Annotated in this window: 11 protein-coding genes; 7 read left to right on the top strand and 4 right to left on the bottom strand. The window is 38.0% G+C overall.

What is annotated here, in order from left to right; genetic code table 11:
* Position 1: 1 nt before the first annotated feature.
* The 3 genes from FHT21_RS22340 to FHT21_RS22330 form a co-directional block, all read right to left on the bottom strand.
* Positions 2-1,351 (bottom strand): hypothetical protein, encoded by a 1,350-nt coding sequence (locus FHT21_RS22340; protein ID WP_167296945.1) that lies wholly within the window; start codon positions 1,349-1,351, stop codon positions 2-4.
* 46 nt (positions 1,352-1,397) lie between these two features.
* On the bottom strand, positions 1,398-1,871 hold the full coding sequence (rlmH, locus tag FHT21_RS22335; protein WP_167296944.1) for a 23S rRNA (pseudouridine(1915)-N(3))-methyltransferase RlmH: 474 nt from the start codon (positions 1,869-1,871) through the stop codon (positions 1,398-1,400).
* A gap of 85 nt (positions 1,872-1,956) precedes the next feature.
* The gene (locus FHT21_RS22330; RefSeq protein WP_167296943.1) at positions 1,957-2,589 is read right to left on the bottom strand and encodes a DUF6266 family protein; all 633 of its coding nucleotides are present in this window, start codon (positions 2,587-2,589) and stop codon (positions 1,957-1,959) included.
* A gap of 277 nt (positions 2,590-2,866) precedes the next feature.
* Between FHT21_RS22330 and FHT21_RS22325 the strand changes: the two genes are divergently transcribed.
* A complete protein-coding gene (locus FHT21_RS22325; RefSeq protein WP_167296942.1) occupies positions 2,867-4,681 on the top strand; it encodes a DNA mismatch repair protein MutS in 1,815 nt (604 codons plus the stop codon).
* Between the two features lie 107 nt (positions 4,682-4,788).
* Here FHT21_RS22325 and FHT21_RS22320 read toward each other — a convergent pair whose 3' ends face one another.
* Complete coding sequence (locus tag FHT21_RS22320; protein ID WP_167296941.1) at positions 4,789-5,673, bottom strand: AraC family transcriptional regulator; 885 nt, start codon at positions 5,671-5,673, stop codon at positions 4,789-4,791.
* Positions 5,674-5,882: 209 nt separating this feature from the next.
* Between FHT21_RS22320 and FHT21_RS22315 the strand changes: the two genes are divergently transcribed.
* The 6 genes from FHT21_RS22315 to FHT21_RS22290 all read left to right on the top strand — a co-directional run bounded on the left by FHT21_RS22315 (position 5,883) and on the right by FHT21_RS22290 (position 14,516).
* Positions 5,883-8,621: a DUF1553 domain-containing protein gene (locus FHT21_RS22315; protein WP_167296940.1), complete on the top strand. Its 2,739-nt coding sequence runs from the start codon at positions 5,883-5,885 to the stop codon at positions 8,619-8,621.
* A 12-nt stretch (positions 8,622-8,633) separates the two neighbouring features.
* Positions 8,634-10,142, top strand: coding sequence for a DUF1501 domain-containing protein (locus FHT21_RS22310; RefSeq protein WP_167296939.1), 1,509 nt, complete (start codon positions 8,634-8,636; stop codon positions 10,140-10,142).
* 107 nt (positions 10,143-10,249) lie between these two features.
* A complete protein-coding gene (locus FHT21_RS22305; RefSeq protein ID WP_208399015.1) occupies positions 10,250-11,182 on the top strand; it encodes a sugar phosphate isomerase/epimerase in 933 nt (310 codons plus the stop codon).
* A 1-nt stretch (position 11,183) separates the two neighbouring features.
* Entirely contained in the window at positions 11,184-12,578 is a 1,395-nt protein-coding gene (locus FHT21_RS22300) for a c-type cytochrome domain-containing protein (RefSeq protein WP_167296938.1), read from the top strand.
* Between the two features lie 108 nt (positions 12,579-12,686).
* A complete protein-coding gene (locus tag FHT21_RS22295; protein ID WP_167296937.1) occupies positions 12,687-14,024 on the top strand; it encodes a GH1 family beta-glucosidase in 1,338 nt (445 codons plus the stop codon).
* Positions 14,025-14,078: 54 nt separating this feature from the next.
* Positions 14,079-14,516: a DUF2007 domain-containing protein gene (locus tag FHT21_RS22290; protein WP_167296936.1), complete on the top strand. Its 438-nt coding sequence runs from the start codon at positions 14,079-14,081 to the stop codon at positions 14,514-14,516.
* Positions 14,517-15,361: the final 845 nt, after the last annotated feature.

Raw genomic sequence — 15,361 nt, 5'->3', positions numbered from 1 at the left:
TTTATTTGCATTTTTCCTTTGCAAATTGTTTTGCCGTCTGATCACCTAAGCTTATTGCTCTTTTTACAATTGCGCAACCTTCTTTTTTATTATTAAGAAAATATAGTGCCATTCCCTTAGTCGTTAATACCTTAACGTCTGTTGGATCGTTTTTTAAAAAAACATTGGCATCAGAAACGGCACCTTTATAATTTGCCTGTACCCCTCTAAGCAGTGCCCGATTCCTGTACGCTAAAAAATAACTGGGATTTAAATTAATTGCTTTGGTTAGATCGTTTTCAACTTCCTTTAGGTTATTCAGTTTAACATTAGCCATCGATTTATAAAAATAAGCTTCTGCTGTAGGGTGGATAGCAATAGCTTTATTTATTGTTGTAATACAATTGCTAAATTCGCTAAGCATATAGTAAGCCTCCGCTTTGGCGAGGTATATGCTGATATCTTTTGGGTCGTGTTTATAAAATTCATCACAATCTGCGATGGCAGCAAAATAATTAGTGCTTTTAAGATTGGCAAGTGCCCTGCATTTGTAAACAAATTTTATTAAAGAGGTATCACTATCGGTTGTTAAACCTGAAATTACAATACTACAATCTTCAATACAGCCTTGGTAATAAGCTTTATTAAACCGTGCGGTAGCTCTATCATAATGATCCCAATAAAACATTGGATCATCTTTTTTGATCAGCCTAATATCATTATCATAATCTGATAACGCTGAAGTTGTATCGCGAAGTTTGAGGTGCAATTCTGCTCTATGCCTATAAAATGGAGATTGATTGGGATCAATGAGAATGCCCTCGTTTAAATCTTGCAAAGCACCACGAAGATCATTGGCTGCTTCTTTAATCATCGCTCTTTCTATAAAATTATAAGCATCTTCCGGATCGAGTGTTATGGCTTTATCGAAATCCAACTTCGCCGAAAGGGTATCTTTTAATTTTGCGTACAACTTTGCTCTATCTCGATAATATTGACATTTCCTTGGTGAAATTTTAATGGCCTGGCTTAAATCTTGTACTGCACCATTAGTATCTGTATTCGAACCTTTTGCAGAAGCTCTGTAAGCAAAATTATCAGCATCATTGGGATTAAGCCCTATTGCTTTATCAAAATCTGCAATAGCATCAACGAATTTACCTTGTGAAGATTTTACAAAGCCTCTAAGTTGATAACTCATATATTCATCATTTTTAAGATTTATAGATGAATCAAGGTAAAGTAAAGCTTGGTTGTCTAATTTCTTTTCAAAGGCATTTAACCCTTTTTCGTAATACTCCTTTGCTTTTTGTGCGAAAGTATTAAAGTTGGTGATGAATAAGATGGAGAATGTTAATAAAATTCTATTCATGAATGATAAAGTTTGCTTTGAAGATTTTAATCTCGAAATATATAACTTATGCGTGATGATAAGGTTCGCCCTTTAAAATGCTAAATCCACGGTAAAGCTGTTCTACAAAAAACAATCTGATCATTTGGTGCGAAAAGGTCATGTCAGACAGTGAAATTAAACCGTTTGCTCGTTTATAAATCGTTTCATCAAATCCATAAGGGCCGCCAATAATAAAAATTAAATGTTGTACACTGCCCACCATCTGTTTATTTAAGTAGTTTGAAAATTCTACAGATGAATATTTTTTCCCTTTTTCATCCAACAAAATAACAACGTCGCCATTGTTAATTTGTTTATGTAGTAATTCTGCCTCCTTTGTCTTTTGCTGAGCCTCGCTTAGGTTTTTAACGTTTTTTACATCAGGTATGGCTAAAAAACTAAAATTAATATAATGTTTGAGGCGGTTGATATATTTATCAATTCCTTCAATTAGATATTTATCTTCTGTTTTGCCAATGGCGATCAGTGTAATCTTCATTTAATATTCCTTTGTCTTAACGTTTGGATTTCAAACTTAGGTAAATTGTAGGCATTCATCAGAACAAATGAAAAAACAGTTTAAACTAAAATTCAATGCTGCCCATATAATGGCTGTCGCTTGCCCTCTCGCGGTTATTCGATAAAAAGGTAGCGTAAATTTCTATTTTTTCGCCTGGTGCAGTATAATCCAATTTAAAGGCGCAGTTGCCGCTACCGCGCTCTGCTGCATTTAAGCTGGCCTGAAAGTGATTAATATTGTTAGTGTAACAGACCAATATGGCCAGTAAATCAGTACCCATGGCTGTGTTAATCAGGTTTGGTTGCCAGGTAAAATATAACATATCATTTTCGTGCTGCATTTGCAGATCAAGCACGGGTGGCAATGAACCCTTGCTAATGATTACTTTAGTATAATCGATTATAAAGTCTGGATATTCTCCGGTTATAATGTCCTTATTTAATTGATGTGCGGCATTTTGGGCCGAATGTGTATTGGTTTGATTTTTAAACGTGACGTTAAAAAAACCAGATAATGGATTTCTCCACTCGTTAAAGAATTTAAACCGGGCTCTACTGGCCAATTGTTTTAATGTAGGCGGCTTTTTAGATGGAACAGGTATACTCCTGATGTAATCTTTATTCCTGTAGCTGTAACCAATTACAGATCCAACTTTTCCAGAAAAACCTCCTAATGCACCATCTTTTAATCTTGCCATAACGATAGATATTGTGTTGATCTAATTTATTTAAAAAATTAATCATAAACAAAATAAACACAGGTTTTTAACTGATCAATACCTAATTATTCCGATTGAACTCCGATGAAAGTCCGATGAAGATTCGATTTAAATTAGAATTTGTAATACGTCAATTCCTATATTTTTCGCACAAAGTTATTGCTCGTGAAACCAGTATTTTGGAAAAAAAGAAAGTTAAAAACGATTTATCTGTCGGTTCTAATATCTTTGGAGAATTACACCTTTAAGATAGATCATGTTAAAACAACAAGCAGAAATAATAGCCGATTACGACCTAAAAATTAAGCAGGTTACCGCTGATATAGTAGAGCGCAAAAAAATAATCGATCAACTTTCCTTCATCAGGATTGGTCTGTTCCTGGCCGAAATTTTATTTTTTGTTTTGTTGTTGCGCTCAGCAGATGATAGCCTGCGCACATTAATCCAGATTTGTTTATTACTGCCGGTTATTGCCTTCGCCTTTGTCGTTCGCAGACAAAGCCAGCTCGATCGTGAAATCGATTATAAAAAACAACTTTTATGGATTTATCAGAACGAATGGAATATTTTAAATGGTGCAGCTAACGGATACGACCATGGTAAAGCTTTCGAATCTGAACTGCATCCTTATACTTCCGATCTTGATATTTTTGGTACCTCATCGTTGTTTGCCTTAATTAACCGTTGTAGTACTAAAAGTGGAAATAAGCTTTTGGCTAAAAATTTTGCAGAAAAATCAACAAGTGATAAGATATTACGCCGCCAGGAAGCCATAAAAGAAATAACAGATAAAATAGCAGAAACTTATAGCTTCAGAGCTAATCTGCATGGTTATGATCCCGATAAAATAGAGCAGATTAAAATACAGCTTAAACACCAGCTGGGTGCACAATTGGAATTTGTAAAGAGCAGTTTTTTAAAGTTTTACGTTAAAATGGTGCCTTATATTTCTATTGTTTTAATTTTAGCAGCACTGCTTATTAGTGGTGCTTTTTGGAAAGTATTGGCACTTTTGGTTGTTATCCATATCGGATGGAATGTATTATTGGGCTCAAAAATCAACAAGGTATTTTATAGCTTTGGTGGAAGTTCTAACCTGCTTAACGGCTATGCCAGCGCTATTTTATGGACAGAAAATCAAAACTGGAAAAGTAGCTATACGTTAGATTTGCTCGATTCGAAAATCCCGGTAAGCAAAGAAATTAAAGGTCTTACTAAGATTATCGAAAATTTTGATGCCCGATTGAATATCATTGTGGGTGGAGTATTAAATGCGCTTTTGCTTTGGGATTTAAAATGTTGTATCAACCTCGATATCTGGTATAAATCTTCATCGAAGGATGTAATTTCTGCTCTCGATCATCTGGGTGATTTTGAAGAACTGATCTCATTGGCTACAACAGCCTACAATCAACCAGATTGGGCTTTCCCGGTATTATCAGATGGGTTTTCATTGTCAGGTATACAAATTGGCCATCCACTCATAAACGAGAACTTAAGGGTAAGCAATGATTTTCATTTAGAAGCAAAACCAACTGTAGATATTGTAACGGGCTCTAACATGGCAGGTAAAAGTACCTTTCTGCGTACTTTGGGGATTAACATGGTACTGGCTTATGCTGGTGCACCTGTTTGTGCAGAAACGATGCAATTATCTGTTTTTTCGATTAATACCTATATGCGGATCAAAGATTCGCTAAACGAAAGTACCTCTACTTTTAAAGCCGAGCTAAACCGGCTAAAAATGATCTTAGATAATGTGGTTAAAGACAAAGATACTTTTGTACTGATTGACGAAATGCTGCGGGGTACAAACAGTCGGGATAAATATTTGGGCTCAAAGGTTTTTATACAAAAGCTGATTGCCGAAAAAACACCTGCACTTTTTGCTACACACGATTTACAACTGGCAGATCTGATTATCGATCACTCTGAAACCGTTCGTAATTTCCATTTCGATATCCAGATTACTGCAGGCGAGATGAAGTTTGATTATTTACTAAAATTAGGCCCATGTAAAACTTTTAATGCCGCAATCTTATTGAAGGAAATCGGTTTAACTTTGGATTAATTTGGTGTCAGATATTGCTATCTGACACAGTAAGGATGTTTTAGCAATAAATATAACACGAAAATTCTGGCAAATATTACTTCCTGCCAGCACTCCACGCCATCTAATTAATTAAACCTATTGTCGCGGTATTGTTTTGGCGAAATGCCCATGATGCTTGAAAAGAGCCTGCTAAAATAATAAGGATCGTTAATGCCGATTTTTAGTGCAATTTCGTTGATCCTTAAATTGGTAAAAAGTAAATACTGGGTGGTTTTCTGAATTTTAAGCTGGTTAAAGTAATCGATAGGAGAGGTTCCGGTTTTCTTTTTAAAAATGGCCGATAAATAAGACGGAGAAAGATAAACGGCTAAAGCCATTTCTTTTAAACTGAGTGTCTTTTCGATGTTGCTCCGCATAAAATCTATAACCTCCTCCACTTTATCAGGTTCCTTAATTTTATCATTATTGAGAAGTTTATCGGTATAAACAACTTCAGCAATATAATGGTGAAAACATAAATTGGCGTAGATTAGATTTTCTCTACTAAAGCCTCTTTCCAATCGGTTGTAAATAGTATCAAACATCATGTTTCGTTCTTCACTAAAACCTGCATAAGCCTTATAGTGCTGTAACGACGCTATAAGTTGGTCGGCACCGCTCCCTAAAAAATGGAACCAATAAATAGTCCATGGTAAACTGGAGTTTGCTTGGTAAGTATGTGGCATTTTTTTAGGGATGATGATGAAGTTTCCGGCCTCGATATGGTATACACTACCCTGAAATTCAACAGTTCCCATTCCCTCTACACAATAAATCAAAATATGCTGTTCGGCACCATTGTTTCTTTGTATATAGTGGTTCAGTGCTTTACGGTAATAGCCAATGTCGGTAATGAATATGTTGCTTATGATTCCATTCCCCATGCATTGTTTTAGAAGTACATTTTTTGGAATAATGATGGATTTTAGTAAATCAAAACTATTTTTTGGTTTAATCTGGCGTTTCTCCATGTTTAATTCATAAAAAAAAGTAATATAATCCATTTTTTGAGCAAGTTAATACATTTTTATGTTTTATATTTTTTTGATCTTTGGTTAAGTGCAACAACAATTTAGCGATTTAGTCTAATGATCGTTCCGTTGTTTAATGTTTAGCTTAATTTAACTTTGTATATAAATACAAAACCGCTAAAAATTAGCATAAGTTTATTTTTAACCAAATGTTATTGAACAAGAAAATACTATTTGCCTCTGGCTTTGTGCTGGTGGCAATCGCCTTAATTGCCTTTTCACTTTTTTCTTCGGAGAAACAGATTGATTTTAACGCACAGGTTAAACCCATTTTAAATAAAAAATGCATTTCATGCCATGGCGGTGTTAAGCAACAAGGTGGCTTTAGTGTATTATTCAGAGAAGAAGCCTTAGCTAAAACCAAAAGTGGTAAACCAGCCATCATTCCTGGTAATCCGGAGGATAGCGAGTTTATTAAACGCCTAAAATCTAACGATCCTGAAGAAAGAATGCCTTATAAGCACCCCGCTTTAAATAATGATGAAATTGATATTCTTAGCAGTTGGATAAAACAAGGTGCAAAATGGGGTAACCACTGGGCTTATGTTAGTGTAAAACCGACTGAATTGCCAGATGTAGATAATAATTGGGTGCGCAACGATCTGGATAAATTTATTTTTGCAAAGCTTGAAGAAAATAAACTGGAGCCCTCTAAAACTGCCGATAGGGCTACCTTGTTGAGGAGGGTAAGTTTAGATTTGATCGGTACTTACCCATCAGATAAACTGGCCAAATTTTATTTGAACAATAAAGATGAACAGGCAGCCTACAATGTGTTGGTTGATAGCTTGCTGGCTTCGCCTAAATTTGGCGAGCGCTGGGCATCGATGTGGCTGGATATAGCGCGTTATGCTGATACTAAAGGTTACGAAAGTGATCCTAACCGAAATATCTGGAGCTATCGCGACTGGGTGATTAAGGCCTTTAACCATGATATGCCATATGATCGATTTATTACCGATCAGATTGCCGGAGATTTATTTCCCAATCCAACCGATGCCCAATATATTGCCACCGCTTTTAGCAGGAATACGCCAACCAACGATGAGGGTGGTACCAACAATGAAGAGTTTAGAACGGCGGCGGTTTTAGATCGTGTAAATGCCACCTGGGAAGGGCTAATGAGTACAACTTTTTCTTGCGTACAGTGCCACAGTCATCCATACGATCCCTTTAAACATGATGAATATTATAAATTCATGTCGTATTTTAACAATACGAGGGATGAAGATGTTTCCGCAGAATACCCATTATTTAAAGATTTTAACGATAGCCTTAAAAACGAGCTTAATCATTTAACCAGCTGGGTTAAAACTGTTGCGGGTAAAGAAAGAGCCGATCAGGTAAGCTTGTTTTTAAAAACTGGTGAGCCTACAATAAACTCTACCACGGCTGATGAGCTGGTTAATTCGGTAATTGGCAACAATAACATTGCGCTGTATTTTAAAAATAGCTCGTCTGCAAGGTTAAAATCTGTAAGCCTCGAAAATGTAGATCAATTGATTATGCGTTATAACTGCAGCCAGCCAAATGGTACAATGAGTTTACATCTGAGTTCGCCAAACGGACCCATAATCAAATCATGGAAACTTGCTCAAACACAGGGTTATCAAAACGTAGAGATCGATTTCCCTAAACAAAGTGGCTTAAAAGATGTGTATTTAAAATACACCAACCCTTCGGTAAAAAATCCTGATGAATTTATGGTGTACTTCGATTGGTTTTATTTTACCAGACAGTTTCCTGGAAAAGGCAAACCAGAATATTTGGCCAATAAAAAAAGATTTACTGATTTAATGAACGCAAAGGTGCCAACAACGCCGATTATGATCGAAAATCCATTGAGCATGCAGCGCAAAAACTATGTGTTTGAGCGTGGTGCGTGGACTTCGAAGGGCAAAGAAGTTAAAGTTGGTGTACCTAATTCTTTAGCTTTTGCCATGCCTAAAAATGCACCTGATAACAGGATGGGTTTAGCCATGTGGCTTACTGATAAAAGAAACCCGCTCGTATCGAGAACAATGGTAAACAGACTATGGGAACAATTGTACGGAGCAGGATTGGTAGAAACTTTAGAAGACATGGGAACCCAGGGAATGGCGCCTACCCACCAGGAACTTTTAGATTTTATGGCTTATCAGTTTATGTACAAATACAACTGGAGCGTTAAAAAAATGTTAAAGGAACTGGTAATGATGGCTACTTACAGGCAAGACAGTAAGGTAACAGAAGAACTGAAAGAAAAAGATCTGTTTAATAAGTTTTACGCCAGGGGCTCGCGGGTTAGATTAAGCGCAGAACAAATAAGAGATCAGAGTCTTGCAGTTTGTGGTGTATTAAGTAGTAAAATGTACGGACCACCGGTAATGCCTTGGCAACCTGAAGGAATTTGGTTTTCACCTTATAACGGAGCCAAGTGGGTGCTAGGTAGTGGAGAAGAACAATACCGCAGGGGAATTTATACCTATTGGAAAAGAACAGCGCCATATCCATCAGCTATTGCTTTCGATGGTGCATCGCGGGTGGTTTGCAGCCCGCGCCGTATCCGAACTAATACCCCATTGCAGGCCCTGGTAACCTTAAATGATAGTGTTTATATCGATTTAGCCAGAAAACTGGCGGTACGTATGGATAAAATAGGTGGAAATAACAGCAAATCGAAAATAGCAAAGGGTTATGAATTGATCTTATATAAAACGATCCCTCAAAACAGATTAAAAGTATTCGAAGACCTGTATGTCAAGGCTTTTGATGAGTTTAGAAAAAATTCGGCAAGTGTATCAGCATTTATGGGCGATAAACAGAAGAAATATAAGCCAGAAGAGGCAGCAATGGTGTTAGTGGCCAATGCCATGCTTAATCTGGATGAAGTAGTTACTAAAAATTAATCTGATCAGGTTATGACGAGAGACGAATTAAATGCACATCGGTTGATTAAAGAGGCACACGAAGCAAATGCACGCCTGCACTCACGACGCCATTTTTTAAAAGAAAGTGCGATGGGTTTGGGTGCTTTGGCAATGGGTTCGTTATTGGGTAGCTGTAATCTTTTTTCAAGTCCACAAACCAAAATCGCTTATGATCCTGCACATCCATTACTACCAAAATCCCCACCACTTGTGGGTAAGGCCCGAAGCGTAATTTATCTGCACATGGCAGGTGCTCCATCTCAATTAGAATTGTTTGATTTTAAACCGGAGTTAATGAAAATGGACGGTCAGGATTGCCCTCCATCGTTGCTCGCTGGGAAAAAATTTGCTTTTATAACAGGAGTACCTAAAATGCTGGGTCCACAGGCCAATTTCGCTAAATATGGACAATCAGGCGCCTTGGTGAGTGATAATTTACCACACTTTTCTACCATGGTAGATGAGGTAAGCTTTTTGAAAGCTGTAAAAACAGATCAATTTAACCATGCTCCTGCGCAGTTGTTGGTGCATACAGGTTCACCGCGTTTGGGCAGACCGAGTATGGGAAGTTGGGTAACCTATGGTTTGGGATCAGAAAACCAAAATTTACCGGGATATGTAGTGCTCACCAGTGGCGGTAGTTTTCCTGATGCCGGAAAGAGTGTTTGGGGGAGTGGTTTCTTACCATCTGTTTATCAAGGTGTACAATGTAGAAGTGAGGGAGACCCGGTGCTGTTTATAAAAGATCCGGATGGGATGAACAGGGATTTAAGAAAAGCGTCTATCGAAGCCATTAATAAGGCCAACGAGCAACAATATCAAGAGTATAACGATCCTGAGATTTTATCGCGGATAGCCCAATATGAAATGGCCTACCGCATGCAGATATCGGCACCAGAAGTGATGAATATTAATGATGAGCCTGCCTACATTCATGAAATGTATGGCACACAACCCGGTAAAGCCTGTTTTGCCAATAACGTACTGCTTGCAAGAAAACTGGTTGAAAAAGGTGTACGTTATATTCAATTATTCGATTGGGGATGGGATGCGCACGGTGATAATCCAAACAATTCACTTAACATTGGACTGAAGAATAAATGCAGGGCCATTGACAGACCAATTACAGCTTTATTACTCGATTTAAAACAACGCGGTTTATTAGAAGAAACCCTGGTGGTTTGGGGTGGCGAATTCGGACGTACTCCCATGATGGAAAACAGAAATGGTATTCAGAATCCATTTAAAGGCAGAGATCATCATACAGAAGCATTTACCATATGGATGGCTGGTGGAGGTGTGAAAAAAGGATTCACACACGGCGAAACAGACGAAATTGGATACAGTGCTGTGAGTGGAAAAGTTGATGCTTTCGATATTCAAGCCACTATTTTAAACCAGTTGGGCTTTGATCATGAACAATTTACCTATCCTTTCCAAGGGCGGCCGTTTAGGTTAACTGATGTGGCAGGTAAGGTGATATCAGAGATTGTGGCTTAAAGCGATAACAATAGAAGAATTACCAATAGTCAAAGTTCAATAAGCAATTGGATGTGAACTATGAACCAATCAACTAACGACAAGTGAACCAATGAACTATTAAACCAATGAACCAAACAAGAAGAAAATTCTTACAAAATACAGCGGTTGTAACGGCGGCTTCAATGTTAGCTCCAATACAAAATATCAACGCTATCCCCGTTAAGGATATAAAAGCTAAAGCAGGATACGAATTATTATTTATGCAAACCGATTGGGGTTTTGGAGGTACAAGAGATGAATTTTGTGCAGCAGCAAAAAAAGAAGGGTATGAAGGTATTGAAGTATGGTGGCCAGGTGAAGATAAAGCGATAAAAGAGCTTTTTGATGCGGTTAAGAAATATAAACTAGAAATTGGGTTTTTATGCGCCGGATCGCAGTCGAACATAACTGAGCACTTAGCTTCTTTCAAAAAAAGTTTAGATGCTATTTGTGCCAATACTTATCAAAAACCCATTTACATCAACTGCCATTCTGGAAAAGATTATTTCACTTACGAAGAGAATAAACAGATTATCGATTACGCAACGGCCAAGAGCAAATCGTCGGGCATACCGATTTATCACGAAACACACCGTAGCCGTATGATGTTTGCAGCGCATGTTGCCAAAAATTTTGCGGAGAAAAATCCTGAATTAAAATTTACTTTAGATATTTCACATTGGTGTAATGTGCATGAAAGTTTATTGTCTGATCAGAAGCAAACCATCGATTTTATTTTAGAGAAGGCAGAACATATTCACTCGCGCGTTGGGCACCCCGAAGGGCCACAGGTAAACGATCCACGGGCTCCAGAATGGGCGAAAGTGGTAGAAGCACACCTGGGCTGGTGGGATAAAATTATAGCACGCAAAAAGAAAAACGGCGAACGTATGACCATTCTTACCGAATTTGGTCCAGCAGATTATATGCCTACCCTGCCTTATACGCGCCAGCCCCTTGCCGATCAATGGGCAATAAATGTTTACATGATGAATTTATTAAGAAAGAGATATCAATAAGATGTTAGAATTTTTTGGCCGCTTTCACCCTGTTTTTGTCCACCTTCCTATTGGGATTTTGTTACTTGGCTGTATTTGTATTCTTTTATCATTTGCTGCAAAGTTTATCAACTTAAAGCCAGCCATTCCTATCATGCTACTTTTGGGTGCGTTGAGCGCTGTAATATCCTGCATTACTGGTTATTTATTGGCCAACGGAGGCGATTATGATGGGAAACTCGTTAGCAATCACCAATGGATGGGCATTAGTGTAGCTGTGTTATCTTTTATATTGTGGATTATTTATCAAAAGGTTAAATCGAATGCAATATTGGGCACAATTGCTATAGTTCTTATCGTCCTCATTTCCATAACAGGACACCTGGGGGGCTCTTTAACCCATGGTTCTGATTATTTAACTGCGCCATTAAAATCGGGCAGTACAAAAGGTGGTGCAGCTATTCCACCAATTCCCAATGTGCAAGAAGCCTTTATTTATCAAAATGCCATTCAACCACTCTTTCAGAATAGATGTTATAGTTGCCATGGCAGCGAAAAGCAGAAAGGTAAGCTAAGGTTAGACCAAGAAGAATATATTTTAAAAGGTGGGGAAGATGGGCACACTGTTGTAAAGGGTAAAGCAGAAGATAGTGAGCTGATGAAGCGGATTTTACTGCCACTGAATGATGAAGACCATATGGCGCCTAAAGAAAAGCCTCAACTTACTACCAATGAGATTGCCCTGTTAAAATGGTGGATAGATAATGGTGCCGATTTTAGGAAGAAATTTAAAGATATTCCTCAACCAGAAAATATAAAAGCAATTTTAGCCAGTTTACAAAAAGGCGAAAGTGAGACCGGACAAATCAAAGCCAGCGATATTCCGGCGCAAGAGGTTTCGGTAGTTGATATTAAAATATTAAAAAAGTTTACCGATGCAGGAATTACCGTATTTCCTGTTGCCCAGAACACCAACTATCTTTCAGCCAATTTTGTCAATGCACAATCGATGGGGAAAGATGTTTTGGATCTGATAAAATCAATCGAAAAACAACTTCTTTGGCTAAAGCTAGAAAACAATAAAGTAAACGATCAAACTTTAACTGCAATAAAAGGTTGCAAAAACTTAACCAGGTTAAATCTAAATAATACTAACATAACGGATGCAGGTTTGGCATCGCTTAAAGATTTAGAACAGTTACAATCATTGAGTTTAGTTGGGACAAAAATTACGGTAAAAGGGATTAATCAATTAAAGAAACTGAAAAATTTAAAATTTCTGTATGTATATCAAACCGGCATAGGTAAAGCAGATTTAGCCAGTATAAAAAGAATATTGCCTAAAGTAAGTTTGGATACCGGAAATTATAAGGTGCCAATGATAGCGCAAGATACAGCTGTGGTTAAGGCACCGTAGGTCCATTAGGCGTACTGCTGATTAATTGTTTCCGAAAAGTCTTTTCTGTTCTTTATTAACGATTTATTAATATTAAACTCGCAACTTATGGCAATTAATTGATAACGAATGATTAATGCAAGTGATTTTGGCCAAAATTTTTTATGGGGTGTGGCTACTGCTGCTGCTCAAATAGAAGGTACAGCCACCCAATATGGTAAAGGCCCTTCTATTTGGGATACATTTACATCAAAAAATGGAAAAATAAAAAAGAATCACAAATTAGATCCTGCCTGCGATTTTTACCACCGTTATACCGAAGATATAGCTTTAGTTAAACTGCTGGGTTTTAAAGTTTTTAGATTCTCGATTGCCTGGTCGCGGATTTTACCCGCAGGTAGGGGAGACATTAATCAGGAAGGTATCCGTTTTTATCATAACCTCATTGATGAATGTTTAACCCATGGAATAACTCCCTACGTTACACTTTATCATTGGGATTTGCCACAGGCGTTAGAAGATGAGGGCGGCTGGACAAGTTTTAGCATTAACGCTGCCTTTAATGCTTTTGTAAGCATCTGTGCTTTAGAGTATGGCGATAAGGTAAAAAATTGGATTGTTTTGAATGAGCCTTTCGGTTATACTTCTTTAGGTTATATGCTTGGGGTTCATGCCCCGGGGAAAACTGGGTTGAGTAATTTCTTTTCTGCCGTGCTGCATACTGCACTGGCCCAGGCAGATGGTGGAAAGATTTTGCGTGCCGAAATTGGTAAGGCCAACATTGGCACTACTTTTTCCTGTTCGGAAGTGATCCCGAATACACAAGGTGACAGTGATATCCTTATCGCTAAACGTGTAGATTGCCTCATGAACCGCCTGTTTATAGAACCTACACTAGGCATGGGCTTTCCTACAGCCGATTGGGATGTGCTGGAGAAATTTCAGATCGAGTATGGTACCTGGCGATTGCAAGAAAGAATGAAATTCGACTTTGATTTTATCGGTCTTCAAAATTATTTTCCGTTGACGGTGAAATACAATGCTTTTATTCCAGTGGTCCAGGCCTGGGAAGTTAAAGCCAAAAGCAGAAAAAAGCCACATACTGCAATGGGCTGGGAGGTAAATGCAGATAGTTTTTATAATATTGTTAAACAGTTTGCCACTTATCCAAATATCAAAAATATCCTGATCACAGAGAATGGTGCTGCTTATCATGATAAACTGATCAATGGCAAAGTAGAAGACCCTGAACGTATTGAATATTTTAAGCTTTATTTAAATGCACTGCTAAAACTCAAAAGGGAAGGCATAAATATAACAGGCTACATGGCTTGGACATTAATGGATAATTTTGAATGGGCAGAGGGTTTTACGGCAAGGTTTGGACTGATTTATAACGATTTCAAAACTCAGGAACGTAGCATTAAAGATTCGGGCTATTGGTGGCAAAACTTCCTGAAAAGTTAGTTTATATACCGCTGTTTTCTCTTTCAATACTAAACAAATTCTTAAGTTTGGTTGATGAATGATAGAACAGTAGTTTACAGCACCTATTACAATCCGATGGAGGCCAATATTATTAAAGCTAAATTGGAAGATAGTGGGTTTGCCTGTTTCCTGGCAGATGAAAATGTTGCAACCTTAAACCCACTTTACAATCAGGCCATTGGAGGTGTAAAACTCATTGTTTTTGAAAGAGATGTAGAAGCCATTAATGCTTTATTGGTTGAAGACAATAGTTTGAACTTTGATCCATCAGAGGAAATTATCGACGAAGAAGAATCAGGTGATGATAAAACGGTTTGTGCACAATGTGGATCTACAAATGTAGGTTATGGAATGGCTACCGATAAAAAATATAGTATTTGGGCAACTATACTTGCCTTTTTAACACTAAGTACTCCAATTAAGGCCAATAAATGCCATCATTGTTATGATTGTGGTTATGAGTTTGAATAATTTTTGAACAGACTTATTGCTCTAAACCGGATATACGCAAGTGTTGTTTTTTTCTAATCAGCAGCGGCATTAGTGGGCTAATCCAAGCCTAAGAACTATTGCAATTGCTTTCCAAGAAAATAGGTCAATTATTCATTGTTTCATTTTGAAGCGCAGGGCCAGAGGCAGCTATTAAAATTTGTTCCCGTGCTTCGCTGTATCCTTACGCTGCGCTTCAGGGATGCCGCTGCGCCCGGGGCTATAAAGTCATTTTACCGCAAGTAAGGCAAAGTCTTCCCTCATAGTGCTCAAGCAGCCGCCTATTGGTAAAGTACTTTTTAGGTGAAAAACGTTCCTGTCTCTGCCATCTAAACCCGATATACGCGAATGCTGGTTTTTTCAACCAGCAGCAGCATTAGCGGGGCTAACCCAAACCTAAGAACTATTGCAATTGCTTTCCAAGAAAATAGGACAATTATTCATTGTTTCATTTTGAAGCGCAGTGACAGGGGCAACTATTAAGGCTCGTTCCCGTGCTTCGCTGTATCCTTTCGCTGCGCTTCAGGGATGCCGCTGCGCCCGGGGCTATAAAGTCATTTTACCGCAAGTAAGGCAAAGTCTTCCCTCATAGTGCTCAAGCAGCCGCCTATTGGTAAAGTACTTTTTAGGTGAAAAACGTTCCTGTCTTTGCCATCTAAACCCGATATACGCGAATGCTGGTTTTTTCAACCAGCAGCATTAGCGGGACTAGCCCAAACCTAAGAACTATTGCAATTGCTTTCCAAGAAAATAGGACAATTATTCATTGTTTCATTTTGAAGCGCAGTGACAGGGGTAACTATTAAGGCTCGTTCCCGTGCTTCGCT

Origin of the sequence: Pedobacter sp. SG908, assembly GCF_011759615.1 — a bacterium.
GTDB classification, from domain to species: Bacteria; Bacteroidota; Bacteroidia; order Sphingobacteriales; family Sphingobacteriaceae; genus Pedobacter; species Pedobacter riviphilus.
The sequence above is the reverse complement of the archived record's forward strand: the minus strand, read 5'-3'. Positions and strand labels throughout refer to the sequence as shown.

Excerpts from the sequence above, each read along its gene's own strand:
- FHT21_RS22340 (WP_167296945.1), bottom strand. The coding sequence starts at position 1,351 with ATGAATAGAATTTTATTAACATTCTCCATCTTATTCATCACCAACTTT.
- rlmH (WP_167296944.1), bottom strand. The coding sequence starts at position 1,871 with ATGAAGATTACACTGATCGCCATTGGCAAAACAGAAGATAAATATCTA.
- FHT21_RS22330 (WP_167296943.1), bottom strand. The coding sequence starts at position 2,589 with ATGGCAAGATTAAAAGATGGTGCATTAGGAGGTTTTTCTGGAAAAGTT.
- FHT21_RS22325 (WP_167296942.1), top strand. The coding sequence starts at position 2,867 with ATGTTAAAACAACAAGCAGAAATAATAGCCGATTACGACCTAAAAATT.
- FHT21_RS22320 (WP_167296941.1), bottom strand. The coding sequence starts at position 5,673 with ATGGAGAAACGCCAGATTAAACCAAAAAATAGTTTTGATTTACTAAAA.
- FHT21_RS22315 (WP_167296940.1), top strand. The coding sequence starts at position 5,883 with ATGTTATTGAACAAGAAAATACTATTTGCCTCTGGCTTTGTGCTGGTG.
- FHT21_RS22310 (WP_167296939.1), top strand. The coding sequence starts at position 8,634 with ATGACGAGAGACGAATTAAATGCACATCGGTTGATTAAAGAGGCACAC.
- FHT21_RS22305 (WP_208399015.1), top strand. The coding sequence starts at position 10,250 with ATGAACCAAACAAGAAGAAAATTCTTACAAAATACAGCGGTTGTAACG.
- FHT21_RS22300 (WP_167296938.1), top strand. The coding sequence starts at position 11,184 with ATGTTAGAATTTTTTGGCCGCTTTCACCCTGTTTTTGTCCACCTTCCT.
- FHT21_RS22295 (WP_167296937.1), top strand. The coding sequence starts at position 12,687 with ATGATTAATGCAAGTGATTTTGGCCAAAATTTTTTATGGGGTGTGGCT.
- FHT21_RS22290 (WP_167296936.1), top strand. The coding sequence starts at position 14,079 with ATGAATGATAGAACAGTAGTTTACAGCACCTATTACAATCCGATGGAG.